The 23,542-nt window shown below is 62.9% G+C and carries 19 protein-coding genes; 11 read left to right on the forward strand and 8 right to left on the reverse strand.

All coding sequences use genetic code 11. The features are described from left to right. Nucleotides 1–21: 21 nt before the first annotated feature. Nucleotides 22–354 (reverse strand): hypothetical protein, encoded by a 333-nt coding sequence (locus tag D0B32_RS09465; protein WP_117333701.1) that lies wholly within the window; start codon nt 352–354, stop codon nt 22–24. A 228-nt stretch (nt 355–582) separates the two neighbouring features. Between D0B32_RS09465 and ompR the strand changes: the two genes are divergently transcribed. From ompR to D0B32_RS09485, 4 genes are all read left to right on the forward strand, one after another. Next, on the forward strand, nt 583–1,317 hold the full coding sequence (gene ompR, locus D0B32_RS09470) for a two-component system response regulator OmpR (RefSeq protein WP_006048917.1): 735 nt from the start codon (nt 583–585) through the stop codon (nt 1,315–1,317). Between the two features lie 44 nt (nt 1,318–1,361). Then, the gene (locus D0B32_RS09475) at nt 1,362–2,711 is read left to right on the forward strand and encodes an ATP-binding protein (RefSeq protein ID WP_117333702.1); all 1,350 of its coding nucleotides are present in this window, start codon (nt 1,362–1,364) and stop codon (nt 2,709–2,711) included. Between the two features lie 347 nt (nt 2,712–3,058). Further along, nucleotides 3,059–3,607, forward strand: a complete 549-nt coding sequence (locus D0B32_RS09480) for a peroxiredoxin (protein ID WP_117333703.1) — start codon at nt 3,059–3,061, stop codon at nt 3,605–3,607. A 75-nt stretch (nt 3,608–3,682) separates the two neighbouring features. Next, nucleotides 3,683–4,207, forward strand: coding sequence for a carboxymuconolactone decarboxylase family protein (locus D0B32_RS09485; RefSeq protein WP_117333704.1), 525 nt, complete (start codon nt 3,683–3,685; stop codon nt 4,205–4,207). A gap of 851 nt (nt 4,208–5,058) precedes the next feature. On the opposite strand, the gene ispF is transcribed toward D0B32_RS09485, so the two are convergent. After that, nucleotides 5,059–5,538 carry a 2-C-methyl-D-erythritol 2,4-cyclodiphosphate synthase gene (gene ispF / locus D0B32_RS09495; protein WP_117333705.1) on the reverse strand — a complete coding sequence of 160 codons (480 nt, stop codon included), beginning with the start codon at nt 5,536–5,538 and terminating at the stop codon, nt 5,059–5,061. Between the two features lie 61 nt (nt 5,539–5,599). After that, nucleotides 5,600–6,310, reverse strand: a complete 711-nt coding sequence (gene ispD / locus D0B32_RS09500) for a 2-C-methyl-D-erythritol 4-phosphate cytidylyltransferase (RefSeq protein ID WP_117333706.1) — start codon at nt 6,308–6,310, stop codon at nt 5,600–5,602. Nucleotides 6,311–6,432: 122 nt separating this feature from the next. On the opposite strand from ispD, the gene mfd reads away from it, so the two are divergent. From mfd to mscL, 4 genes are all read left to right on the forward strand, one after another. Beyond that, complete coding sequence (gene mfd / locus D0B32_RS09505) at nt 6,433–9,912, forward strand: transcription-repair coupling factor (RefSeq protein ID WP_117333707.1); 3,480 nt, start codon at nt 6,433–6,435, stop codon at nt 9,910–9,912. 157 nt (nt 9,913–10,069) lie between these two features. Continuing rightward, complete coding sequence (gene argE, locus D0B32_RS09510; RefSeq protein ID WP_117333708.1) at nt 10,070–11,317, forward strand: acetylornithine deacetylase; 1,248 nt, start codon at nt 10,070–10,072, stop codon at nt 11,315–11,317. A gap of 131 nt (nt 11,318–11,448) precedes the next feature. Continuing rightward, entirely contained in the window at nt 11,449–12,471 is a 1,023-nt protein-coding gene (locus tag D0B32_RS09515) for a threonine/serine dehydratase (protein WP_117333709.1), read from the forward strand. A 103-nt stretch (nt 12,472–12,574) separates the two neighbouring features. Continuing rightward, nucleotides 12,575–13,021, forward strand: a complete 447-nt coding sequence (gene mscL / locus D0B32_RS09520) for a large conductance mechanosensitive channel protein MscL (protein WP_117333710.1) — start codon at nt 12,575–12,577, stop codon at nt 13,019–13,021. A gap of 87 nt (nt 13,022–13,108) precedes the next feature. Here mscL and D0B32_RS09525 read toward each other — a convergent pair whose 3' ends face one another. From D0B32_RS09525 to D0B32_RS33105, 3 genes are all read right to left on the reverse strand, one after another. Further along, entirely contained in the window at nt 13,109–15,097 is a 1,989-nt protein-coding gene (locus D0B32_RS09525; protein WP_117333711.1) for a response regulator, read from the reverse strand. An 89-nt stretch (nt 15,098–15,186) separates the two neighbouring features. Then, entirely contained in the window at nt 15,187–15,666 is a 480-nt protein-coding gene (locus D0B32_RS09530; protein ID WP_117333712.1) for a response regulator, read from the reverse strand. Between the two features lie 191 nt (nt 15,667–15,857). Next, nucleotides 15,858–17,489, reverse strand: coding sequence for an ATP-binding protein (locus tag D0B32_RS33105; RefSeq protein WP_117333713.1), 1,632 nt, complete (start codon nt 17,487–17,489; stop codon nt 15,858–15,860). A 465-nt stretch (nt 17,490–17,954) separates the two neighbouring features. Between D0B32_RS33105 and D0B32_RS09545 the strand changes: the two genes are divergently transcribed. Next, entirely contained in the window at nt 17,955–18,452 is a 498-nt protein-coding gene (locus tag D0B32_RS09545; RefSeq protein WP_117333715.1) for a hypothetical protein, read from the forward strand. Between the two features lie 175 nt (nt 18,453–18,627). On the opposite strand, the gene D0B32_RS09550 is transcribed toward D0B32_RS09545, so the two are convergent. Then, nucleotides 18,628–21,132 carry an AsmA family protein gene (locus D0B32_RS09550; RefSeq protein WP_117333716.1) on the reverse strand — a complete coding sequence of 835 codons (2,505 nt, stop codon included), beginning with the start codon at nt 21,130–21,132 and terminating at the stop codon, nt 18,628–18,630. 164 nt (nt 21,133–21,296) lie between these two features. Between D0B32_RS09550 and D0B32_RS09555 the strand changes: the two genes are divergently transcribed. Further along, a complete protein-coding gene (locus D0B32_RS09555) occupies nt 21,297–22,073 on the forward strand; it encodes an ATP-binding cassette domain-containing protein (RefSeq protein WP_117333717.1) in 777 nt (258 codons plus the stop codon). Further along, on the forward strand, nt 22,070–22,879 hold the full coding sequence (locus D0B32_RS09560; protein ID WP_117333718.1) for an ABC transporter permease: 810 nt from the start codon (nt 22,070–22,072) through the stop codon (nt 22,877–22,879). Before D0B32_RS09555 ends, D0B32_RS09560 begins: the two co-directional genes overlap by 4 nt. Before the next feature lie 21 nt (nt 22,880–22,900). On the opposite strand, the gene D0B32_RS09565 is transcribed toward D0B32_RS09560, so the two are convergent. Next, nucleotides 22,901–23,500: a DUF6013 family protein gene (locus tag D0B32_RS09565; RefSeq protein ID WP_117333719.1), complete on the reverse strand. Its 600-nt coding sequence runs from the start codon at nt 23,498–23,500 to the stop codon at nt 22,901–22,903. Nucleotides 23,501–23,542: the final 42 nt, after the last annotated feature.

The raw sequence follows: 23,542 nt of genomic DNA on the forward strand, positions 1-23,542 counted from the left end.
CGAGCAGGAACCGAACTACGCCTAGCGCTTGTACAGCTCGCGCACGGCGTCTTCGATGTGCTGGCGCAGCAGGCGCCGCTCTTCCGGTGTCATGTGACCGTCGCGGCGGCGTTGATCGAGGTCGGGGGGAACTGCGGTGCGCATCATGACGTCTGATGCAGGGTGGTCGGCGATGGGATCATGCGGTTGCCGGGACGGTTTGGTGCCGCGATAGCGCGGCACGCGAGGACTCGATGCCCGATCGTCAGAGGACTGTGCATGGGCGAGCGTAGGGCCTAATGTGGCCGTGAGTGTGCCGGCCACTGCCAGCGCAATCACGCTAAGGCGCACATTCGGCCAAACCCCTCCCTTCATCTTGTTCCCTTCGTGGTGCGGCAACCGGATACCCTAAATGCGTGTACAAACCCCGAGAAGTGCCGGGTACGTGAATTTTAATCGAGTGAAGTATCCACCGAACAGCCGCATTCCGTAAAGCAGTCTACGCGTCGAGCCTTTACGCCGCGCCACACACCGGGTAAATTTTGTAACCGACTGTAACCCACAAATTGGTGCAAACTAGCATCACTTTGTAATCGCGCTAAGATGCCGACCATGGAAACCAAAAACCCTTCAAAAATCCTCGTCGTCGATGACGATCCGCGTCTGCGCGATCTGCTACGCCGCTACCTCGGTGAACAGGGCTTCAATGTCTACGTCGCCGAAAACGCGCCGTCCATGAACAAGCTCTGGGTGCGTGAACGCTTCGACCTGCTGGTGCTCGATCTGATGCTGCCCGGCGAGGACGGCCTGTCCATCTGCCGGCGTCTGCGTGGCAGCAACGACCGCACGCCGATCATCATGCTGACGGCCAAGGGTGAAGACGTGGACCGTATCGTCGGCCTCGAAATGGGCGCGGACGACTACCTGCCGAAGCCGTTCAATCCGCGCGAACTGGTGGCCCGCATTCATGCGGTGCTGCGCCGTCAGTCGCCGTCCGAACTGCCGGGCGCACCGTCCGAGACCACCGAGGTTTTCGAGTTCGGCGAGTTCGCGCTGAACCTGGCCACCCGCACGCTGACCAAGGCCGGCCAGGAAATCCCCTTGACCACGGGTGAATTTTCGGTGCTGAAGGTGTTCGCACGGCATCCCCGTCAGCCGCTCTCGCGTGAAAAGCTGATGGAACTGGCGCGCGGCCGTGAATACGAAGTGTTCGACCGTAGCCTCGACGTGCAGATTTCGCGGCTGCGCAAGCTCATCGAACCGGACCCGGGCAGCCCGCGCTTCATCCAGACCGTCTGGGGCCTGGGCTACGTGTTCATTCCTGACGGCGCTGCCTGAGTTTGCTCGCGCTTTCCGTTTTTGCTTCCAGATAAGAAGGGCCCATGCGGATCGACCGGCGCCTCCTGACGCTCGCGTTCGGTGGCCTTTTCTGGCGGACCTTTCTGTTGATCGCGCTGCTGATCGCGGTCAGCCTCGCCGCGTGGTTCCAGAGCTTCCGCGTGATCGAACGCGAGCCGCGCGCGCAGCGCGTGGCGCTGCAACTGGTTGCCATCGTCAAGCTCACGCGTACCGCACTCCTCTATTCCGATCCCGACCTGCGGCGCGCGCTGCTGCAGGATCTGGAGAGCAATGAAGGGGTGCGCGTGTACCCGCGCGAAACCACGGACAAATACAAGCTCCAGCCGGACGAGTCGCTCAACCGCCTGATCGAGCATGACATTCGCGGACGCCTTGGCGACGACACCGTCATCGCGCAGAGCGTCAACGATATTCCCGGCGTGTGGATCAGCTTCAAGATCGATGACGACGACTATTGGGTCGCGCTCGATCGCGATCAGCTCGACAACGCCACCGGCCTGCAATGGGCCGGCTGGGGCGTGTTTGCGCTGGCGCTGTCGCTGTTCGGCGCGGCCTTCATCACGAGTCTGGTGAACCGGCCGTTCGCCCGGCTGGCAATGGCCGCACGCAAGGTGGGTTCGGGGCAGTCGCCGGAACCGCTGCCCGAGCGCGGCATGGGTGTCGCCGCCGAAACCAACCGCAGCTTCAACCAGATGGTGCAGGACCTCGAACAGCTCGAAGCGGACCGCGCGCTAATGCTGGCCGGCATCTCGCACGACCTGCGTACGCCGCTCGCACGTTTGCGGCTCGAAACCGAAATGAGCCCGTCGGATCAGAGCACCAAGGACGCGATGGTCGATGACATCGAACAGATGGACATGATCATCGGCCGCTTCCTCGATTACGCGCGTCCGGTGCAAAGAGTCCCGGAACCCGTGGACCTTTCGGTGATCGCAGGAGAACTGGCGGCGCGTATGTCGTCAGAAGACGGCATGCGACTGATCACGCGGCTGGCGCCGTCCGCGGTGATCGAGGCGGACGAGACGGACATGCGCCGCGTGATCGGCAATCTGCTGGAGAACGCGCGCAAGTACGGGCTGAGCGAAGGTGACGGCATCCCGCACGTGATTCTGGAGACGCGGGTCTCGCATTCGCGGGTCGAACTCTCCGTCGTCGATGAGGGCCCCGGCATTCCCGAGGACCAGCTCGCGCTGGTGACGCGCCCGTTCTACCGGGTCGACACCGCGCGCACGCAGGCGAATGGCACAGGCCTCGGCATGGCCATCGTGCAGCGTCTGGTGGGCCGCTACCGCGGCGGGCTGCGGCTACGCAACCGGACGCCGGGTCCGGGGCTCGAAGTGACGATCGAGTTTCCACTCGCGCGGGGCACCTGAGCCGCTGTCGGGTCGCACTTCCCTTCAGGGCGTACCGCCGTGTGTGCCGTGCGCCCGGCTCACTTAGCTGTCCTTGGCTGGCGCTTCCCGGACCAGCCGCGCCTACCCAGGATTGCCGCAGCGCATCAGTCTGCGCAATATCCCATTTGCTAAAACGCCGCGAGCAGTGACAGATAAATCGACTATCGGTGCGGTGAAGAAAAACTATCCACAGTGTTAGTTAAAAACTATTGATGCGATGCATCAATAGAGTTATACTGGTTTCCGTGTAACGCAATCGTTACAGCGAGCAGGTAGCTTGAACAAGCTGTTTTACCCACTCATTGGCAACTTCAGGAGTATTCCGCATGAAAACCGTTGGCGACAAACTCGAAGCGTTCACAGTCACCGCAGCCAAGCCGGGCTTTAACAATCACGAAGAAAATGGCGTGTCGGCGTTCGAAGAGATCACCGAACAGTCGTTCCCGGGCAAGTGGAAAATCATTTATTTCTACCCGAAGGATTTCACCTTCGTGTGCCCGACGGAAATCGTGGAATTCGGCAAGCTGACGAACGATTTCGCTGAGCGCGATGCAGTTCTGCTGGGTGGCAGCGTCGACAATGAATTCGTGAAGCTGGCATGGCGCCGTGAACACAAGGACCTGAGCAAGCTGAACCACTATGCGTTCGGCGACGTGAAGGGCGAGCTGATCGACCAGCTCGGCGTGCGCGACAAGGAAGCTGGCGTGGCACTGCGCGCCACGTTCATCGTCGACCCGGACAACACGATCCAGCACGTTTCGGTGAACAACCTGAACGTCGGCCGCAACCCGGAAGAAGTGCTGCGTATTCTGGACGGTCTGCAAACGGACGAACTGTGCCCGTGCAACCGTGCAGTTGGCGGCGCAACGCTGTAAGCATTGCAGTCGGAAGCCCGCTAAGCTTGAAAGAGCCGGCGGGCTTTTTTATCGACACACTGATAGGAGATATCAATGGAATTCTTGTCTTCGATTAAAGCACTTGTTCCCGACTATGCTAAAGACATCCGTTTGAATCTGGATGGCACGATTGCGCGTTCGTCGCTGGAAGGCACGGACGCAGTGGGTGTGGCGCTGGCGGCGGCATTTGCGGCGAAGAGTTCGGTGCTGGTGGAGACGATCCGCAATGCTGGCGTGCTGAGTCCCGAGGAAGTCAACGGCGCGCTGACGGCTGCTGCGTTGATGGGGATGAATAACGTCTGGTATCCGTATGTCGAGATGACCGACAGCGCGGATTTGAAATCGCAGCCGGCGGGTTTGCGGATGAATGCTTATGCGTCGCATGGTGGTGTGGATAAGCGACGGTTTGAAATGTATGCATTGGCGGCTTCCATTATTGGCAAGTGCCATTTTTGTGTGAAATCACATTTTGATACGCTTGTGGCTGAGGGGATGAGTTCCACTCAGCTTCGGGATGTGGGGCGCATTGCTGCTGTGGTTAACGCTGTCGCGTTGGTTGTGGCGGCTGAGGGGAAATAAAGGTTTTGGTTTTTGCGGCGCGCCGCGGGGCTCTTTCTTTTTTCTGATTTGATGGGTCTTGGTTTTTTGTTCTTGGCCTTTCCTTGCTTTCTTATTGGTCTATTTGCGTCGCCCCTGTGCGGGGCGGCACCTACTTTTCTTTGCCGCCGCAAAGAAAAGTAGGCAAAAGAAAGCGGGCTCACACCGCCAGCTCGTAGGTGTCTCCCTCGCCACTCCCGCGGTATTGGTCCGAGACGAGATGGTCCCCCGTACCTTCCACGTTCGTGACCAGGCCGTCATCCGCTCCAGCGTCGCGCTCCGCGCCCCGCCGGCGGGCATAACCTCCCCCAGCACGCATCGCGTTCATGCGCGCCCGCAACAGTCACTCAAAGCATCCGCAGCTCCGCCGTTAGGAATGCAGATAATCGCAGCCCGCTCCCCGAGATACCGGTGCACTCACGCATGCCGCGCGGCGCCGGCTCGACAAGCGCAGCCATTCTTATGGCTTTGCGTGTGCGGCGACATCACGCTTTCCGCTGCTGACCCCAGGGTGCGAACCCGACCGCGACGCACGTAGTGCGGAGTGGGATGAATGACTGCTGTGCCACGAAGGGGGAAACTGTGAGGGGCGGCCTCGTCTCGGACCAATACCGCGGGAGCGGCGAGGGAGACACCTACAGGCTGGCGGTGTGAGCCCGCTTTCTTTGCTTACTTTCTTTGCGGCGGCAAAGAAAGTGAGTGCCGCCCCGCACAGGGGCAACACAAATAGACCAATAAGAATTCAAGGAAAGGCCAAAAAGAAAGCAAGAAAAGGCCAAAGAAAAACACAAGAAAAAGCCAGAAAAACAAAACCGCGCCGCAGGCAAAAAAAATCACAAACCTTTAATCAAAACCACAGCCTGCGCCTCAATCCCTTCCCCTCTCCCAAGATACCCCAACTTCTCATTAGTCTTAGCCTTGACATTAACCTTATCCAGCGACAGCTGCAAATCCTCAGCAATAACAACCCGCATAGCCTCGATATGAGGCGACAGTTTGGGCGCCTGCGCAATCACCGTACTATCCACATTCACCACAGAAAACCCAGCCTGCCTCACGCGCGCAAGACATTCCCGCAATAAAACCCGGCTATCCACTCCCGCAAACTTCGCATCGGAATCAGAAAAATGCCGCCCGATATCCCCCAGCGCGGCCGCGCCGAACAGCGCATCGGTAATCGCATGCAGCAACACATCGGCATCCGAATGCCCCAGCAGTCCGCGATCATACGGAATCGTCACGCCACCAATAATGAGCGGCCGCCCCGGCACCAGCGCGTGCACGTCATACCCCTGCCCGATTCTGAAATCCATAGCCTGAAATCCGTTATCAACCGTTATCGACAATTAGCAAAAAGACAAAAACGCATGACGCTCAGGAAGCCGCCGGCCGGCAAAGAATCGCCTCGGCCAGATCGAAATCTTCCGGGTAAGTGACCTTGAAGTTGCGCAAGCTGCCCTGCACCAGCAGCGGCACATGACCCAGCCATTCAATCGCGCTCGCTTCGTCCGTCAGGTCATGGCCCGCCTGCTGCGCGCTCAGAATCGCCTCGCGCAACATGCCAATCCGGAACATCTGCGGCGTCTGCGCCTGCCACAAGCCGTCGCGCTGCTCGGTGCGGGCAATCCGTCCGCCACTGTCCGGCGCGATGCGCTTTAACGTATCCGCGACCGGCAATGCCATGATGCCGCCCACCTTGTCGTCCTTCAGCGCCCCCGTCAACGAGCGGATCAACGACGGTGTGATGCCCGGCCGCGCGGCGTCGTGGACCAGTACCCAGTCGTTATCGTGCGCGCCGAATTCGCTCAGCGCATGCAGTCCGTTCAGCACCGACGCCTGGCGCGAAGCCCCGCCACAGCGGCTTACGGCAAAGCGCAGGCCGCCAAACCGGCGGGCGTCGAAATGCTGGTCGTCAGGGGCGATCACCAGCAGTGTCTGGGCAAATTCACTGCAGGCATCAAACGCGGCAAGGGAGAAATGCAAAAGGTCGCGACCGGCGACGGTGCGGTATTGCTTGGGCATGGTGGCGCCGGATCGGCTGCCGGTGCCTGCGCACGGAATCAAAGCAAAAAGGCGTGAAGTCACTGGGGCGGACGCCGCGAAGTAAAAGTAAAGGACGGATTTTATAATAGCTGCTTCGCATACACGTCACGACGCGCGTAAACTTGCGGCTCACGTGTGATCCAACGGCCGCTCTCCCCCCCTTTATGCCAGACATCGCCGCATCTTCGCAGTCCACCCCGCCGGTCGCCCTCGTCAAGGCCGGTCAGCGTTTTGCCTTCGACGGCACGCACGGCTCGGCCGACGCCCTGCTGATCGCCCGCTACCACCTCGCCTACCGCGAGCAGGTGCCGCTGCTCGCCGTCGTCTGCGCCAGCGCGGTGGACGCCCAGCGTCTGTCGCAGGAAATCAGCTTCTTTGCGCCCGAAGCCCGGGTGCGTCTGCTGCCCGACTGGGAAACGCTGCCTTACGATACTTTCTCGCCGCACCAGGATCTGGTCTCCGAGCGCCTTGCCACCCTGCACGATCTCGGCGAGGGCCGCTGCGACATCCTGCTGGTACCCGCTACCACGGCGCTGTACCGCATGCCGCCCGCCTCTTTCATGGCGGCGTACACGTTTTCGTTCTCGCAGGGCGAGCGCCTCGACGAGACCAAGCTGAAGGCGCAGTTGACGCTCGCTGGCTATGAACACGTCAGCCAGGTCGTGCGCCCGGGTGAATACTGCGTGCGCGGTTCGCTGCTCGACCTGTTCCCGATGGGCTCGCCGCTGCCTTACCGGATCGACCTGTTCGACGATCAGGTGGACTCGATCCGCGCCTTCGACCCCGACACGCAGCGCAGCCTGTACCCGGTGAAGGACGTGCGCCTGCTGCCGGGCCGCGAATTCCCCTTCGACGAAGCCGCCCGCACCGCCTTCCGCAGCCGCTGGCGCGAAGTCTTCGAAGGCGACCCGAGCCGCGCGTCGATCTACAAGGACATTGGCAACGGTGTGCCGTCCGCCGGCATCGAGTATTACCTGCCGCTCTTCTTCGAGGAAACGGCGACCCTGTTCCACTATCTGCCGGCCGACGCGCAACTCGCGTTCGTCGGCGATCTGGATGCCGCCATCCGCCGCTTCACGAATGACACGAAGCAGCGCCACAACTTTCTCTCGCACGATCGCGACCGTCCCATCCTCGAACCGCAGCGGCTGTTCCTCTCGGACGAGGATTTCTTCACGCTCGCCAAGCCGTTCGCGCGCCTCGTGCTACCCGGCAACGCAGGCGGTGGCTGGGCCACGCCGCTGCCGGATCTCGCCATTGACCGTCACGCGGAAGACCCGATCGCGGCGTTGCGCCTCTATCTCGACACCACGCCCAACCGTGTGCTGTTCGCCGCCGAGTCGGCCGGCCGGCGCGAAACGCTGCTGCAATTGCTGGCCGACAATCATCTGCGGCCTTCGTCGAGCGACAGCTTCAACGACTGGCTGACCAGCGACGCCCGTTTCTCGCTCGGCGTCGCGCCGCTTTCGAACGGCTTCGCGGTGCCCGCCGAAGGCATCGCGATCCTGACGGAGACCGAACTCTACGGTCCACTCGCTCGCCGCGCGGGACGCCGTCGCCAGGAACAGGCGAGCAACGTCGATTCGATGGTGCGCGACCTGTCCGAGTTGAAGGTGGGCGACCCGGTCGTGCATTCGCAACACGGTATTGGCCGCTACATGGGTCTCGTGACGATGGACCTCGGCGAAGGCGAAACCGAGTTCCTGCACCTCGAATACGCAGGCGAGAGCAAGCTGTACGTGCCGGTTGCGCAATTGCACGTTATTTCGCGCTACAGCGGCGCGGATCCGGAAAGCGCGCCGCTGCATTCACTCGGCTCCGGCCAGTGGGAAAAAGCCAAACGCAAAGCCGCTCAACAGATTCGCGATACAGCAGCCGAGCTGCTCAACCTGTATGCGCGCCGCGCCGCGCGCGAAGGTTTTGCCTTCAAACTCGACCCGCGCGATTACGTGAAATTTGCGGAAAGCTTCGGCTTCGAGGAAACCCCGGACCAGGCCGCGGCGATTGCCGCCGTGATCGGCGACATGACGAGCGGCAAGCCGATGGACCGTCTCGTGTGCGGCGACGTCGGTTTTGGCAAAACGGAAGTCGCGCTGCGCGCCGCCTTCATCGCCGTGATGGGCGGCAAGCAGGTCGCTCTGCTCTCGCCCACCACGCTGCTCGCCGAGCAACATACGCAGACCTTCACGGACCGCTTCTCCGACTGGCCCGTGCGTATCGCCGAGCTGTCACGCTTCAAGTCGACCAAGGAAGTCAACGCGGCGATCCAGCAGATCAACGAAGGCACGGTCGATATCGTGATCGGCACGCACAAGCTGCTGTCTTCGGACGTGCAGTTCAAGCGGCTCGGTCTCGTCATCATCGACGAAGAGCATCGCTTCGGTGTACGTCAGAAGGAAGCCTTGAAAGCGCTGCGCGCCGAAGTCGATGTGCTCACGCTCACGGCCACGCCGATTCCGCGTACGCTCGGCATGGCGCTCGAAGGTCTGCGCGATTTCTCCGTGATCGCCACCGCGCCGCAGAAGCGACTCGCCATCAAAACTTTCGTGCGCCGTGAGGAAGACGGCGTGATCCGCGAAGCCATGCTGCGCGAACTGAAGCGCGGCGGTCAGGTGTACTTCCTGCACAACGAAGTGGAGACCATCGAGAATCGCCGCCAGATGCTCGAAGCGTTGGTGCCCGAGGCGCGCATTGCGGTTGCGCACGGTCAGATGCACGAGCGCGAACTCGAACGCGTGATGCGCGATTTCGTGGCGCAACGGGCCAACGTGCTGCTGTGTACGACGATTATCGAAACCGGCATCGACGTGCCGAGCGCCAACACGATCCTGATTCACCGCGCCGACAAATTCGGCCTCGCACAGTTGCACCAGTTGCGTGGCCGGGTGGGCCGTTCGCATCACCAGGCGTACTCGTATCTGCTCGTGCATGATCCGCAGGGGCTCACCAAGCAGGCGCAGCGCCGTCTCGAAGCCATCCAGCAGATGGAAGAACTCGGCTCGGGCTTCTATCTGGCCATGCACGACCTCGAAATTCGCGGCACGGGTGAAGTGCTCGGCGACAAGCAATCTGGCGAAATCCAGGAGATCGGCTTCCAGCTCTACACCGACATGCTCAACGACGCCGTGAAAGCGCTGAAGGAAGGCAAGGAGCCCGATCTCACCTCGCCGCTCGCGGCCACCACCGAGATCAATCTGCACGCGCCCGCCATTCTGCCGGCCGATTACTGCGGCGACGTGCAGGAACGGCTGTCGCTCTACAAGCGTCTCGCAAACTGCGAACACAACGATTCGATCGACGGCATTCAGGAGGAACTGATCGACCGATTCGGCAAGTTGCCGCCGCAGGCGCATGCGCTGGTGGAAACGCATCGCTTGCGGCTCGCGGCGAAACCGCTGGGCATTTCGAAGATCGACGCCGGCGAAGCGGTGATTGGTCTGCAATTCATCCCCAATCCGCCGGTGGACGCAATGCGTATCATCGAGATGGTGCAGAAACACAAGCACATCAAACTGGCGGGTCAGGACAAACTGCGCATCGAGACTCGCAGCCCGGACCTCGCCGTGCGCGTGGCGACCGTCAAGGAAACCTTGCGGGCGCTCGGCACGCCAACCCGTGGTACGGCTGCGGCCGCGGCACGTTAGGCGTCGGCGCTGTGTCGATCAAAAAGGGGCGCCGTCGTGCGCCCCTTTTTGTTGCGCCGCGCAAGCGGTGCGTTTCCGGTGCGGTCTGCGCTAGATGCTTTGGCCCGTCAGCGGGTTTTTGGGTATGATCGAAAGACTTAAAAGCTGGAGTCTTGTCATGTCCCACGTCGCTGATTCAGCGCGTCCCACGCAAACGCCTGCCGCACAAAACGCCTCTAGCGCCTCATCATCCCCCGCTTCGCTCCCTTGGGTGACACGCCTCGTCGCCATGGATACGGTGAGCCGTAATCCGAATCTCGGCCTCATCGAAACGGTGCGCGACGAACTGAAAACGCTCGGCATCGAAGCCACGCTCACGCACGACGACAGCGGCAAATGGGCCAATCTGTTCGCCACGATTCCCGCGCACGACGGTGAAACGAATGGCGGTATCGTGCTCTCGGGCCATACGGATGTGGTGCCGGTCGACGGTCAGCAATGGGACAGCGACCCATTCAAACCGGAAGTGCGCGGCGAGCAACTGTTTGGCCGCGGCACCTGCGACATGAAAGGCTTCATCGGCGCGGCCCTCACGCTCGTGCCGCAAATGCAGCGCACGAAACTCGCCCGACCCATTCACCTCGCGCTCTCGTTCGACGAGGAAGTGGGCTGCGTGGGCGCACCGCTGATGATCGCGGATCTGCTCAAACGCGGCATCAAGCCGGATGGCTGCATCGTCGGCGAGCCGACCAGCATGCGCCCGGTCATCGCGCACAAGGGCATCAATACGTACCAGTGCTGCGTGCGCGGCCAGGCGGCGCATTCGTCGCTCACGCCAAAGGGGCTGAACGCCATCGAATACGCGGCGCGCCTCATCTGCCATATCCGCGATATCGCCGACCAGTTCCGTGAACAGGGTCCGTTCGACGAACTCTACGACGTGCCCTTTACCACGGCACAGACCAGCACGATCCAGGGTGGCAACGCCATCAATACGGTGCCGGCCGAATGCCGCTTCCAGTTCGAATTTCGCAATCTGCCCACGCTCGACCCTGAGCCGATCTTCGCGCGCATCGAGCAATACGCGCGTGAAACGCTGTTGCCGAAGATGCTGCGTGAGCACGCCAATGCCGCAATCGAATTTTCGAAGATCGCGGCAGCGCCGGGGCTCGATTCGTCTGAGCAGGCCGCGATCACGCAACTGGTGCGCGCGCTCACGGCCGATCAGGATAAGCGCAAGGTCGCGTACGGCACCGAAGCGGGCCTGTTCTCGCTGGCGGGCGTGCCGACCATCGTGTGCGGGCCGGGCGACATCCAGCAGGCTCATAAGGCCAACGAATTTGTCGCGCTCGAGCAACTCGTGGCCTGCGAGCGTTTTCTCGGCAAGTTCATCCACAGCATGTCGGTAGAGGCACAGGCGCACTGAATTAGAGTGCGCACGTGGGTGCAAAGGGCGCCTCATTGAACCGGATTCTGGCAAGCTGAATCAACGCAATCGCAATGAACTGCATAGGCTGGTTTGACTCCAACTGACAAAGGATTCGCGCTCACCTCATCATGTCCACCGCCACGCCGCAGCACACCGACCACACCATCGACGGCGAGCCGATTCCTACGCTCGACGACATCGCCTCGCAGCACTTCGCGCTGACACCGTGGGTGGCCCGTACCCCGGTGTTCGACAAGCTCGATTTCCCGTCGCTCGAAGGCACGGTGGTGAACTTCAAGTTCGAGCTGCTGCAGGCAAGCGGCAGCTTCAAGGCGCGTGGCGCGTTCACCAATCTGCTGGCGCTGGACGAAGCGCAACGCAGCGCGGGGGTCACCTGTGTCTCGGGCGGCAACCACGCGGTGGCGGTCGCGTACGCGGCCATGCGTCTCGGCATTAGCGTGAAGGTTGTGCTGTTCCGCTCCGCCAATCCAGCACGTGTTGCGTTGTGTCGCCAATATGGCGCTGAGATCGTGATAGCGGACGGCAACGCTGAAGCCTTCGAGATGGTCCGTCGCATCGAGGCTGAAGAAGGCCGCTACTTCGTGCATCCGTTCAACGGCTATCGCACGGTGCTGGGTACTTCGACGCTCGGCTACGAATGGGCCACGCAGACGCCGGACCTCGATGCAGTGATCGTACCCATCGGCGGCGGCGGGCTCGCGGCAGGCGTGTCCACGGCCTTGCGCCTCGCCAACCCGCGCGTGCATGTTTACGGTGTCGAGCCCGACGGCTCGGACGCCATGAGCAAGAGCTTCGCCGCCAATCACACCATCAAGATGGGCCACATGTTCAGCATCGCCGACTCGCTGATGGCCCCGCACACCGAACAGTACAGCTACGAACTGTGCCGCCGTCACATCGACAGTATCGTGACGATCTCGGACAATCAGATGCGCTCAGCCATGCTGACGCTCTTCACACAGTTGAAGCTCGCCGTCGAACCGGCCTGCGCGGCGGCCACCGCTGCCTTGCTCGGGCCGCTGCGTGAAACCCTGCAAGGCAAGCGCGTCGGCGTGTTGCTGTGTGGCACGAATATCGACCCGGTCAGCTTTGCTACTCATATAGAACGGGCTCGCGCGCTCGGGTCATAGTTTCCGCGCCGTTCGCCGATTCGGGGCAATGACCCCAAAAGCACTACCCTAGACTCCTGACGTTGGCTATCATGGCCCCATCGACTTCACGGAGGACTCCCTTATGAGCATGGTCAAGGAATTCAAGGAATTTGCCCTCAAAGGCAATGTGATGGACCTCGCGGTCGGCGTGATCATCGGCGGTGCGTTCTCCACCATTGTCAATTCGATCGTCAAAGACCTGATCATGCCGGTGGTGGGTCTCGCAACCGGCGGCCTCGACTTCTCCAACCAGTTCATCCGTCTCGGCGCCATTCCGCCGAGCTTCAAGGGCAGTCCCGAGTCATACAAGGATCTGCAAACCGCCGGCGTGGCCGTATTCGGTTACGGCTCCTTCATTACGGTGCTGATCAACTTCCTGATCCTGGCCTTCATCATTTTCCTGATGGTCAAGTTCATCAACAATCTGCGCAAGCCGGAACCGGCGCCGCCGGCCCCGCCCGCTCCCACGCCGGAAGACGTGCTGCTGCTGCGTGAGATTCGTGATTCGTTGAAGAGCACACCGCGTTAAGCGACTTTCAGGGCGCTTTGACAAAAACGAAGGCCTGCTACGTGATGCTACGTAGCAGGCCTTTTTGTTGGCGCAGATTACTTCGCACTACGCGGAATCCGCGCCTTCTGGTTTTTCAGCCTTCACGCTGGCCGCGCTTTCAATCAACTGTTCGAGCTGACTGAAATTGACCGGCTTGGTGAGATGTGACGTGAATCCGGCCGCAAGGCAGCGGCGCACGTCTTCATCCGTACCGAAGCCCGTCAAGGCGACAGCGGGCACGTCCGAGTGCTCGCGAAAGGCTTTGACGAAATCGAGCCCCGTACCGTCCGGTAGCCCGACGTCGCTCACCACCAGATCGAAGGTGGCCGACTGCGTGGCGGCGAGCGCGTCGTCCACGCGGCCCACCACCGTGACCTCATGACCCATGCCGCGAATCAGTTGCGCCATCACCTCCGCGGTATCCACGTGGTCTTCGATCAGCAGAATGGTCAGCGAACTGTCCGGGCGCCCCGCCGCCGGCGCTGCCGTCACCGGCTGGCTAAGCGGCCTGGCCGCGGTTGGCAGCGTGATGGTGAAAGTCGCGCCGCAATGCGCGCCGGGACTCTGCGCGCTCACCGTGCCGCCATGCACGTCCGTGAGCGCCTTGGTGATGGCGAGGCCAAGCCCTAGTCCACCAAATTGCCGCGTCATGTTCTGGTTGCCCTGCTCGAACGCGTTGAAGAGCTTGCCGATCTGCTCGGGCTCGATGCCGATGCCGGTGTCCTCCACCGAAATCTGCACGTGCATGCGCTCATCACGCGTGCGCACGTAGATGTGGCCGCCATCGGGCGTGAACTTGGCGGCGTTGCGAATCAGGTTCCACAACATCTGCTGCAGCCGGGCGCGATCGGCGAGCACGTAGTGATGCTCGGCCGCCTTGTCGACGTGGACGTCCTGCTGCTTGACCTGAATCTCGCTGCGGAACAGTTCCAGCACGCTGTCGATCACGTCGTGCACGTCCACCGTTTCCAGTGACAGACGCAGCTTGCCGTTGGCCACGCGCGTGAGATCGAGCAGATCGTCGATCAGGCGCGCCTCCAGTTCCACATTGCGGCGGATCATCAGCACGCACGAGCGGGCCTGCTCCGGCAGCCCGGCAATCAGTTCGAGCAGTTGCGCGCCGGCCAGCACCGGCGTGAGCGGCGTGCGCAGTTCATGCGAGAGCATCGCAAGAAAGCGGTCCTTGGCGCGATTGGCTTCTTCTGCGGTGAGACGCGCGGCCTGCTCGGAGGCGAGCAGCCGCTCGCGCTCTTCGATTGCTTCACGCTGCGAATGAATGTCCGTGCAACTGCCGAACCACTTGCTGACCGCGCCGTTGGCATCGCGCATCGGCACGATGCGCACGTCGAACCAGCGGTACGCGCCGTCGTAACGACGAATGCGCAGTTCATGACGATAGTCGTCCGCGCCGCTTCGCACCGCTTTCAGCCATGACTGACGGATCTCCTCGCGGTCATCCGCGTGAACCGCGTCGAGCCAGGCGAGGCCGAGTGAATGCGCTTCGTCGAGGCCCGTGTATTCGAGCCACTGCTTCGAGAGGAAGTCACACTCGCCGCTCGCTGCGCAGGTGAGAACCAGGTGCGGCAGCGCTTCCGACAGATTGCGATAGTGCTGCTCGCGATCGCGCAGCAGCGCGGCATCGTCGGAGGCTTTTTGCAGGCGAATCTGCGACAAAACCCGTTCAACTGCCTCCGGCAGGTAGTCGAGGTAATCGCCGGATTTCGGCACCACATCGGACACGCCGGCGCGCAAGGCCTCGATGACGCGCGACTCGTCGGTGAAACCGGTCACGAGGATGGCGGGAATCCGCACGCCCTCCGCGCGCAGGCGGCGAAAGAAATCGAGCCCGGTCTCCGCGCCGTTGAGCTGATAGTCGAGCACCAGCAGATCGGGCGCGCTCGCGGCAATGCTCGCGCGCGCGTCCGCCACGCTCGAGCAGGTGGCGACGCGACTCCCCACGCGCATCAGCGATTTGCGCGCGAGCCGCAGAATGCCTTCGTCGTCATCGACGACGAGCACATAGGCCGCCGGGGGCAAGGTAACGTCTTCGGACATGCTGACTCTGGTTAACTAAAGGTCTCTCGCGGGCTTGCAGCTTCCGTCATTTGCGCGGGGTCACGCAGGCGACATTTTCAGACTATGTCTCATGAGCGCGCCAACGGCTGACCGGGTGGCAGCTTCACCACTTGCAGGAAGAACCCGAGGCGGCGCACCGCCTCGATGAATGCGTCATATTCGACTGGCTTCGTTATATAAACGTTGCAGCCGAGTTCATAGCAACGTTCGATTTCACGCGGATCGTCCGTGGTGGTCAACACCACCACCGGCACGGCCGTCGTGGCGGGCGCCGCTTTCAGACGCCGCAGCACCTCGAAGCCGTCCACGCGCGGCATTTTCAGGTCCAGCAGCACGACGAAATTCGACAGGTTCTGGCGCGGCGGATACTGCCCGGCCGGCCCACCGCCCGGCGGGTCGCCGAAGAAATAGTCGAGCGCTTCCTGGCCATCGGCAAAGCGGATAAAGCTGTTGGAGATGCCCGCGCGACGCAGATTGCGTTCAACCAGTGTCGCATGGCCGTCGTCATCCTCGATCAGTACGATGCTGACCGATTCCCCATGTTTCATGACGCCTCCGTACCCGCGCTGCGCGGGCGCCTCGTCGTTAGTGATTGGCTTCGGTTGCTGGTGCGTTTGTCGTTGCGTTGATATTTGCGTTGATAGTTGCGTTGCTGCCTGCCTTCATTGTGCCTCGGCTTCGCCTCGACCGGCAGCGGCGCTTGCAGGCCGCATCGTGCGGGCCGCGAACCGCGCCGTGCTCAGAGCCGCGCCGGTTGCTCCGGCAGCACGACAAAAAACGTCGAGCCGGCGCCTTCAGCCGATTCCACCCACACCCGTCCGCCATGCCGCTCGACCGAGCGGCGCACCAGCGCGAGCCCGACGCCGTCACCTTCGGCCACCGCGCCATGCAGACGCTGGAACGCGCGAAACACCTTCGACAGATAAGCCGCGGGAATGCCGAGTCCATTGTCGCGCACGTAATAGGTGCGCGTGCGCGCCGGTGGCGGACCGTCCGTGAAGCTAAGTGCCGTGCGCTCAGGCTCAGGTTCGGGCTCGCAGGCACCGATTTCGATGCGCCCCACCCGCGTCGGGTCGAGAAAATTCAGCGCATTGCCGATCAGATTGCCGAAGATCTGCTCGATCGCGCCGGGGTCGCCCCAGGCGGGCGGCAATTCGCGTACGGTAATCACGGCGCCGCGCGCCTCGATGGTGGACGCCATCGCATCGACCACCCGCGCCACGATCCGGCCAATGCTGACGCGCTGCCACTGATATTCGAGCCGCCCGGCGCGCGAAATCCGCAACAGCGCCTCGATGATCGCTGCAGCACGCGTCACAGCGATGCGCAGATAATGCAGCGACTCGCGCACGTCGCCGTCGAGCACCCGGGTCATGCGTTGCCGTTCGTGCTCGGGCAACTGGGCGGCCTCGATGGTGCCGCGCAACTCATCACAGGATACCTGCAGCTCCTTTGAAAAACCTTGCAGGTTGACGAGCGGCGAGCGCAAATCGTGGGACACGCTGTAGATGAACATCTCGTTGTCCTGGGTCTCCTGGCGCAACTCCTCGTTGACTCCCGCCAGTTCCCGGGCACGCGCTTCGAGCCGCGCCTTCAGCACCGCCTGCTCCTGCTCCGCGCTACGCAGGCGGGCGCCGGTCTGATGCAGCACCGCGTCGAGCGCGGCGATCTCGTCGTTACCGGAAAGCGGCTCAGAGAGCGGGCGGCCGTGACCGAGACGCGCGGCATTCTCGGTCAGCACCCGGAAGCGGCGACCAATGCTGCGCGCAAACACCAGCGCCGAGGCGCCCCAGACCAGCATCGAGCCGATCACCGCAGCAATCAGCGCGTATTGCTGACGCTCGCGCGTGTGCGCCAGCGACGCGCTGCGCTGCGCGTCCAGGTGGGTTTCCGCGTCGACGAACGCGTCGAGCTCGTCACGAAAGTGCGCGATTTCGCTCGGCACCGCCTCGCCTTCGCGCGCGGCGAAGGCGCTCATGTTGTGCCCTTCGTGCAAGGCGCGGGCAATCGCGTTGGCTTCGGCGCGGTAGGCGTCGACCGCTGCGCGCATGCGCTGTAGACGCGCGGCCTGCGGCGGGGTGTCCTGCACCAGTTGCTCGAGCTTCGCGAGCCGGTCGCCCAGATCGACCCACGCCATATGCCGCTCGATGAAAACCGGATCGCCCACCACCAGCGCCGTGCGCACCCGCGCGCCCTCGTGCAGCAGCGGGTCGATGATCGAGGACGATTCGTAGAGGATGTGCTTGCTGTCGGCGACCCAGCGCGCGGCCTGGGCGGTTTCCTGCTGGGTGTCGAAGACGATCCCGAGCAGCGCCAGCTCGATCACGCTGGGCACCGCAATCAGCAGGAGACCTTTGGTGAAGAGTTTCATGTTCGCCTGGCAGTGTGTCCGGTCGCGCGAAGATAAGTTGTTGTTGGATGCGTACAGGAAAAAGCGCAGGCTAAACCACACTGCCCAGGCGCTGTCTCGCGCGCCACGCAAGGTCAGCGAGCCGGGCCACCGGGACCGCGGGGCCCGCCGGGACGGCCTTTGCGAGAACGGGGCCATTATCGACGCGAACCGGCGTTAATTCAATCTGCCTCAATGGAAGCGCTGGCGCACATAAAAATGACTTTTTTTTAATGACAGGGCGCTCCGTTGAGCGGCGCGTGCGACTATTATTGAGACGGAAGGTTGGAGACATGGGCTGGGGATGCGAAAGCGCGCGGCAAGGCGATTCGGCACGATTCGTGCGGATGGGTGTGAGGCAGACTGATCGTCGAATCACCGTGAATCTGGCATTTTCGTATGCTATAAAAGATCGACGTGCGGCGGCGCGAAGCCGGGAGTGGTCGCATGAGGACGCTGCGTTTCTTGCAATTCTTTTTCAGGCGAATTTTTATGTCCTTCCCGAAAAAGCGTAGGCGCGCGAAGGCGGACGGCGATGAGTCGTTCCTCGCGGTGCTACGGCATTTCAGGCCGTTCGGCCAGCTCGACACCAAGATTGCGAGAGCGCGCGCCCAGGACGAACCCGTGCTCTATGCGCACGTGCTGCCTGGCCTCGACGTGCTACTGTGCAGCGTGCGCGGGGCGCAGCCGCCCTATCCTGCCCCTTCTGAGCTACGTCGGCGCTGCATCGAGTCGATCGCCAATGCGCTGGAACAGCCGCTCGATGGACTGGAGAACGGCGGTTACTGGTACGAGGCGGACGGCTTCGGCTTCCTGGTGTTCGCGAGCCGCGCCCGTAGCCGGATCCTGCCTGAGTTCGGTGCGACGCGGGCGCTGGGTGGACCACGCCGTGGCGTGCGTCGTCAGGATGCGGCGGGTGATGCCACGCCGCGCTCCTTGCGCTGAATCGAACTGAAGCGGAACGAGGTGCTGGCCGCTCTTCTCTTGCAGCGGGCCTGATCACCGCTTTCCACCAAAACACGAAAGGCGCGCTCACGAAATCGTGAGCGCGCCTTTTTTATGCCGTCCCGTTAGTGCCGTCCCGTCAATGCCGTTCTGTTAGTCCCTTCTGCTAGCCGCCCTAGCTCCCCTTGTAAATGCCCTCGCTCGCGGGCGTCACTGCCGCCGGCTTGCGGGCGACGGGCTTCTTCGTCGTGGCCGCCGCACCGCTCGCGGCAACCGGCGCACCGGTGTCCAGCGAGAGCGGCGCCTTGGCCGTCTCTTTCTGCCCCGGCGGCGGCGCGCTGGGCCGCTGGCCCACGTTGGCGAGCAATTGCGCGCACGGCAGCGGCTTGTTGTTGCTGGGCGCGATCAGCGGGATCAGTGCGGCAAACGGGTTGATCAGACCGAGCCCGACCATCGCGCCGCCGCGAATCGCCAGCGCCGTCGCATTCACTCCGACGTGCGGCTGCTTGAAGGTGCCCTTCACATACAGCGGCGAGCGCAGCGAAAAGATCCGGAAGCCCTTCGTATGCGGATGAATGCCGAGGTCCATCGTTTCGTCACGCAGGTTGACGTTGCCGTCAATGTCGATCACGGCGTCGTCCGTATCGAGCGCGAACACCCGTGGATCGAGCACGCCGTTGGTATCGACGAAGTCAGCGGCCGCGCAGTTGATCTTCACGTCCGCGGTGCCGAAGAGCTTTTCGTAGACCACATTGGCCACATTCAACCCGGCCGCTTCCATCAGGATCTTGCTGACCGTGCCGTCCGTCACGAGCGTCTTGATCTCGCCGTTCGAACTGGCCGCCAGCGCCGCCGGTGAATTGCCCGTGGCCGAGAGCGCCGCGTCCCCGTTGATTTCACCCAATGCACTTTGCATCGTCTTGAAGTTCGGGAACAGTTGCTTGAGCTTCAGATGGCGCGCCGAGGTCGAGAAGCGGCCCTTCAACGGGGTCGTGCTGCCGTCCAGATGAATATCGGAACTCAGCGTGCCGCCCGCCACGCCGAACGACAGCGGCGTCAGCGACAGCACGCCATCCATCATTACGATGTGGGTGTACAGGTCGGTGATGGGCAGGTCCTTGTTCTTGATGATGCGGCGGCCGGTGAATTTCACGTCGGCGTCGATGGCTTTCCAGCGGTCCGTGCGGAATTCCTCCACCGGCAATACCTTGTCGGACGGCTGTCTGGTCGCGTCGCCGCGCTTGGCCTTGCTGGCGTTGGAATCCGCGCCGATGACCGGAGCGAGATCGGAGAATTGCAGCAGGTTCGACACCAGTTCGCCCTGCAGCAGCGGGCGCGGCTTGCGCGCCGTGTAGGTGAGCGAGCCATTCAGATCGCTGCCGCCCACCCGGCCCGTAAAGTTTTCATACTTGAAGACGTTGCCGCTTGCCTTGAAATTGCCGACGAGTCGGCCATCCGTGGCATACGGCGGCGTATCGGGCAAGGTGACGCCGGTGAGCGCATAGAGGCGCGCCATGCTGGTGCCCTGCACCCACAGGCGCATGTCGACGGCGGCGAGGTGCGCCGGATCGGTAATGGTGCCCACCACCGCCACATGCAGGAAATTGCCCGCCTTGACGTCAGCCTGGAGCGGGAATGGCCGGTTCACATCCTGCAAGGCCAGCAGGCCGCCGAGCTTGCCGCTGCCAGTAATTTCGGTGTTGTTGTAGGTGCCCTTGACGGTCCAGCCGAGCGCATATGGCGGCACCGGTGGCCGAGCGCCTGCACCGACGCTGCTCGCCGCCGACACCGGCGCGGACGCCGCCGACGTCATGGTCGCCTCGCCCTTACCCGGACTGCCCGCTGCGGCGGGACCGGAGCCGGCGCCGTCGCTTGCAGCCGCCTGTCCAGAAGACGATGCAGCCGACGCAGGCGCACCCGAAGCCGCCGCCGGACCCGATGCTTCCGACGCCGCAGCGGCAGCCGCCGCCGCTTCGGATGCCTGGATCTTGTTCGACTGCTGGGTCAGCTTGCTCGCCCCCTGCTTGCCGACCACTTCCGCCGATGCGTTGCGCGAGGCCTCCTCCTGCTGTTTCATGACGTCGCCGATCGGAATGGACTGGCCGAGCGTATCAATGACGACCTGCGCGTCGGTCTTTTCCTTCTGGTCGGAATAGGCGATGTAAGCCTTGGCGAAGGAAATATCGTGCAGTTCCAGCTTCCATTCGGACGGCCCGGCCGAGGATGGCAGCTTGAAGGTCCAGTTATTGCGGTCGTCGAGCAAGCGTTCCAGGTCGACGGAAGGATTGACCAGGTTAATGGCGGGAATGATGATGTCGTGCGCGAGCAGCGGCAGCACGGCCACTTCGAAGTCGATTTCGTCCAACGTTGCAAAATGCGGATTTTTTGTCCAGTCCGGATTGGCCACCGTGATGTTGGCCGCCGAGAACCGCGGCCAAGGCACCCAGGCACGCCAGCCGGTCTCGCCCACGGGATGCCGCCAGCCTACTTTCAGATCACCTTGTATGACGAACTGCCTGCCTATTGCAGCGCTGACCTTGTCGTCCACCCACGGGCGCGCGCGATTCCAGTCGAAAGTCAGAATGAAAATTACCAGGGCGACGACCAGGATCACGATGATTGCCACGAGCCATGCGATGATCTTGCCGATTCGCCTGCCGAGGGTGCTCGACACTGCCATGAGACGCTCCGTTTTCTTCTCGTTGCGTACCGGGCAGCAGATAGCATGCCCGCATTGGCTTGCGGCTCATGGCACGGCGGCTGATCCACAGCCGTTGCGTCGGCGTTGCGCCGCTTCGGCACGGCCGGCTTTCGTATCCACGCGGTCTATTCCCACATGACGACATGACGGCTGCTCCACTTGTCGATGCAGAAGACATCACCCGGCGCGACCCACAAAGCGGGCAAGTGCTGCTCCACCCCACCCGTTTTGCGCTGCAGGCGGGCGACCGCGTGGCGATCACCGGTCCGTCCGGTTCCGGCAAGAGCGTGTTCCTGCGCGCGCTCGCGCTGCTCGACCCGCTCGATAGCGGACGCATTCTCTGGCATGGCAAGCCGGTGGATCGCATGATGATTCCGCGCTACCGGCGCAACGTCGCGTATATCCGTCAGCGTCCGGCGATTCTCGACGGCACCGTCGAGGACAATCTGCGCTATCCGTTCTCGCTGAAGGCGTATCGCGATGTGCGCTTCGACCGTGCGCGGGCCGCGGCGCTCGCTACGCAGGCGGGGCGCGGTGCAGACTTTCTCGACAAACGCGCCAGCGATCTCTCGGGCGGTGAAGCGCAGATCACCGCGCTGATCCGTGTGTTGCAACTGGCGCCCGCTGTCCTGCTGCTCGATGAGCCCACGGCGTCGCTGGACCCGGAGTCCGCGCAGGCCATCGAAGGGCTCGTGCAAGCCTGGTTCGAAGCGGGCGGCCCGGCGGGGGATGGCGCGGGCGAGACGGCACGCGCCTCGGTGTGGGTGTCGCACGATCCGGCCCAGGCGCGGCGTATGAGCCAGCGTCATCTGGTCATGCGGGCGGGCGTGCTCGGCGCGCTGGAGGAAGCGGGTGCGTCGCCCCAGCAGGAGCCCCCGCAGCAGTCTCCTCATGAGTCACCTCAGGAGCCCCCGCGATGAGCCTGCAAAATCTCAGCCTGTGGGACGTCGCGATCGCAGCCTTGCTGATCGTCGTGAACGGGGCATTGTCAGTGGCCCTGAAGCTGGACCTCGAACGCAAGCTCGCGCTCGCCGCCGTCCGTACCGTGGTGCAGTTACTTGCCATTGGCTACGTGCTCGGCTGGGTGTTCCAGTACGACAAGTGGTACGTCGTGTTGCCCTTGATGATCATCATGACGCTGATCGCGGGCTTCGCCGGCGCGCAGCGCGGCACGCGCACGTATCGCGGCCAGCGCGCGGATAGCGTGCTGTCCATCTGGGTCAGCGCATGGCTCATCGCCGCGGTGGGTCTGTTCGTCGTGATCCGCATTCATCCGTGGTACGAGCCGCAATATGCGATTCCGATTCTCGGCATGATCCTCGGCAACACGCTGACTGGCGTGTCGCTCGGCATCGAACGGATGATCGAAGAGTTGACCGCGCGACGCGATCGCGTCGACATGGCGCTCGCACTCGGCGCCACGCGCTGGGAAGCCGCGCAGGACCCGGCGCGTCAAGCGGTGCGCGCGGGCATGATTCCGACGCTCAATCAGATGGCGGTAGTGGGCGTGGTGAGTCTGCCGGGCATGATGACCGGCCAGGTGCTGGCCGGTCAGTCACCGTTGCAGGCGGTGCGGTATCAGATCGTGATCATGTTCCTGATCGCGGCGTCATCAGCATTGGGCACCGTGGGCGCGGTGTTGCTCACCTACCGGCGCCTCTTTTCCGCCGAGCATCGCTTTCTCGCCGCCCGGCTGGTGGAGCGGGACGCTCCACGACATCGCTGATTCAGCGGCTAATTGAGCGGCTCAGCGCTTCGCCGAGACCGCGATCTGCGTGCCGTCCGTCAGCGTGAGCGTCTTGGTACTGCCGTTGGTCGGCATCGAGAAGCGCACGATCTCGCTGGCTTTCGTATTGTTCGGGCACTGCACTGTCTTGCCCGCATTGTCGACGCTCTTGCTGCCGTGTGGCGTCTGCGCCTGGAAGCTGAGCTGCACGGTGGCCGTGCCGTCGTTGGAGACGACCGGCGCGAAGCGGATCTGCGTCTGACGGATCATCGCACCGTTGGTATCGAGCGGCAGCGAGGCGTAATCCGGGCATTGATCGGATGCCATCACGGCGCCGCCAGGCGGCACTGTCTTCCACGTGAAGTCGTCCGACTCGCCGGAGCGAATCGTGCGGGTTTCCTGCGCGTTGCCAAACTGTTTCGACGTGACCTTGACCGTGTAGCGGATCGGACCGTCGGTTGCCGCCTGCGAGGTCACGGTGATGGGCGTGGCCGCGTAGACGGCGCCGAGAGGGGTTGCCGTCGCGACGAGCGCTGCGAACGCGACGAGCAGCGATGCAATGACAGGACGGCGGACACGGCCGGTGGCCGCATTGGCTGAGAGACTGAAGCAGGGGCTCATACTGTCACCTCCTCGTTGTGCCGCCGCGCGCCTGCCTTGCCT

It is taken from the genome of Paraburkholderia sp. DHOC27 (assembly GCF_003429005.1).
Taxonomy (GTDB): Bacteria; Pseudomonadota; Gammaproteobacteria; order Burkholderiales; family Burkholderiaceae; genus Paraburkholderia.

Bases quoted from the DNA above. Each gene is read 5' to 3' on its own strand.
- D0B32_RS09465 (WP_117333701.1), bottom strand. From the start codon at position 354: ATGAAGGGAGGGGTTTGGCCGAATGTGCGCCTTAGCGTGATTGCGCTG.
- ompR (WP_006048917.1), top strand. From the start codon at position 583: ATGCCGACCATGGAAACCAAAAACCCTTCAAAAATCCTCGTCGTCGAT.
- D0B32_RS09475 (WP_117333702.1), top strand. From the start codon at position 1,362: ATGCGGATCGACCGGCGCCTCCTGACGCTCGCGTTCGGTGGCCTTTTC.
- D0B32_RS09480 (WP_117333703.1), top strand. From the start codon at position 3,059: ATGAAAACCGTTGGCGACAAACTCGAAGCGTTCACAGTCACCGCAGCC.
- D0B32_RS09485 (WP_117333704.1), top strand. From the start codon at position 3,683: ATGGAATTCTTGTCTTCGATTAAAGCACTTGTTCCCGACTATGCTAAA.
- ispF (WP_117333705.1), bottom strand. From the start codon at position 5,538: ATGGATTTCAGAATCGGGCAGGGGTATGACGTGCACGCGCTGGTGCCG.
- mfd (WP_117333707.1), top strand. From the start codon at position 6,433: ATGCCAGACATCGCCGCATCTTCGCAGTCCACCCCGCCGGTCGCCCTC.
- argE (WP_117333708.1), top strand. From the start codon at position 10,070: ATGTCCCACGTCGCTGATTCAGCGCGTCCCACGCAAACGCCTGCCGCA.
- D0B32_RS09515 (WP_117333709.1), top strand. From the start codon at position 11,449: ATGTCCACCGCCACGCCGCAGCACACCGACCACACCATCGACGGCGAG.
- mscL (WP_117333710.1), top strand. From the start codon at position 12,575: ATGAGCATGGTCAAGGAATTCAAGGAATTTGCCCTCAAAGGCAATGTG.
- D0B32_RS09525 (WP_117333711.1), bottom strand. From the start codon at position 15,097: ATGTCCGAAGACGTTACCTTGCCCCCGGCGGCCTATGTGCTCGTCGTC.
- D0B32_RS09530 (WP_117333712.1), bottom strand. From the start codon at position 15,666: ATGAAACATGGGGAATCGGTCAGCATCGTACTGATCGAGGATGACGAC.
- D0B32_RS33105 (WP_117333713.1), bottom strand. From the start codon at position 17,489: ATGAAACTCTTCACCAAAGGTCTCCTGCTGATTGCGGTGCCCAGCGTG.
- D0B32_RS09545 (WP_117333715.1), top strand. From the start codon at position 17,955: ATGAGGACGCTGCGTTTCTTGCAATTCTTTTTCAGGCGAATTTTTATG.
- D0B32_RS09550 (WP_117333716.1), bottom strand. From the start codon at position 21,132: ATGGCAGTGTCGAGCACCCTCGGCAGGCGAATCGGCAAGATCATCGCA.
- D0B32_RS09555 (WP_117333717.1), top strand. From the start codon at position 21,297: ATGACGGCTGCTCCACTTGTCGATGCAGAAGACATCACCCGGCGCGAC.
- D0B32_RS09560 (WP_117333718.1), top strand. From the start codon at position 22,070: ATGAGCCTGCAAAATCTCAGCCTGTGGGACGTCGCGATCGCAGCCTTG.
- D0B32_RS09565 (WP_117333719.1), bottom strand. From the start codon at position 23,500: ATGAGCCCCTGCTTCAGTCTCTCAGCCAATGCGGCCACCGGCCGTGTC.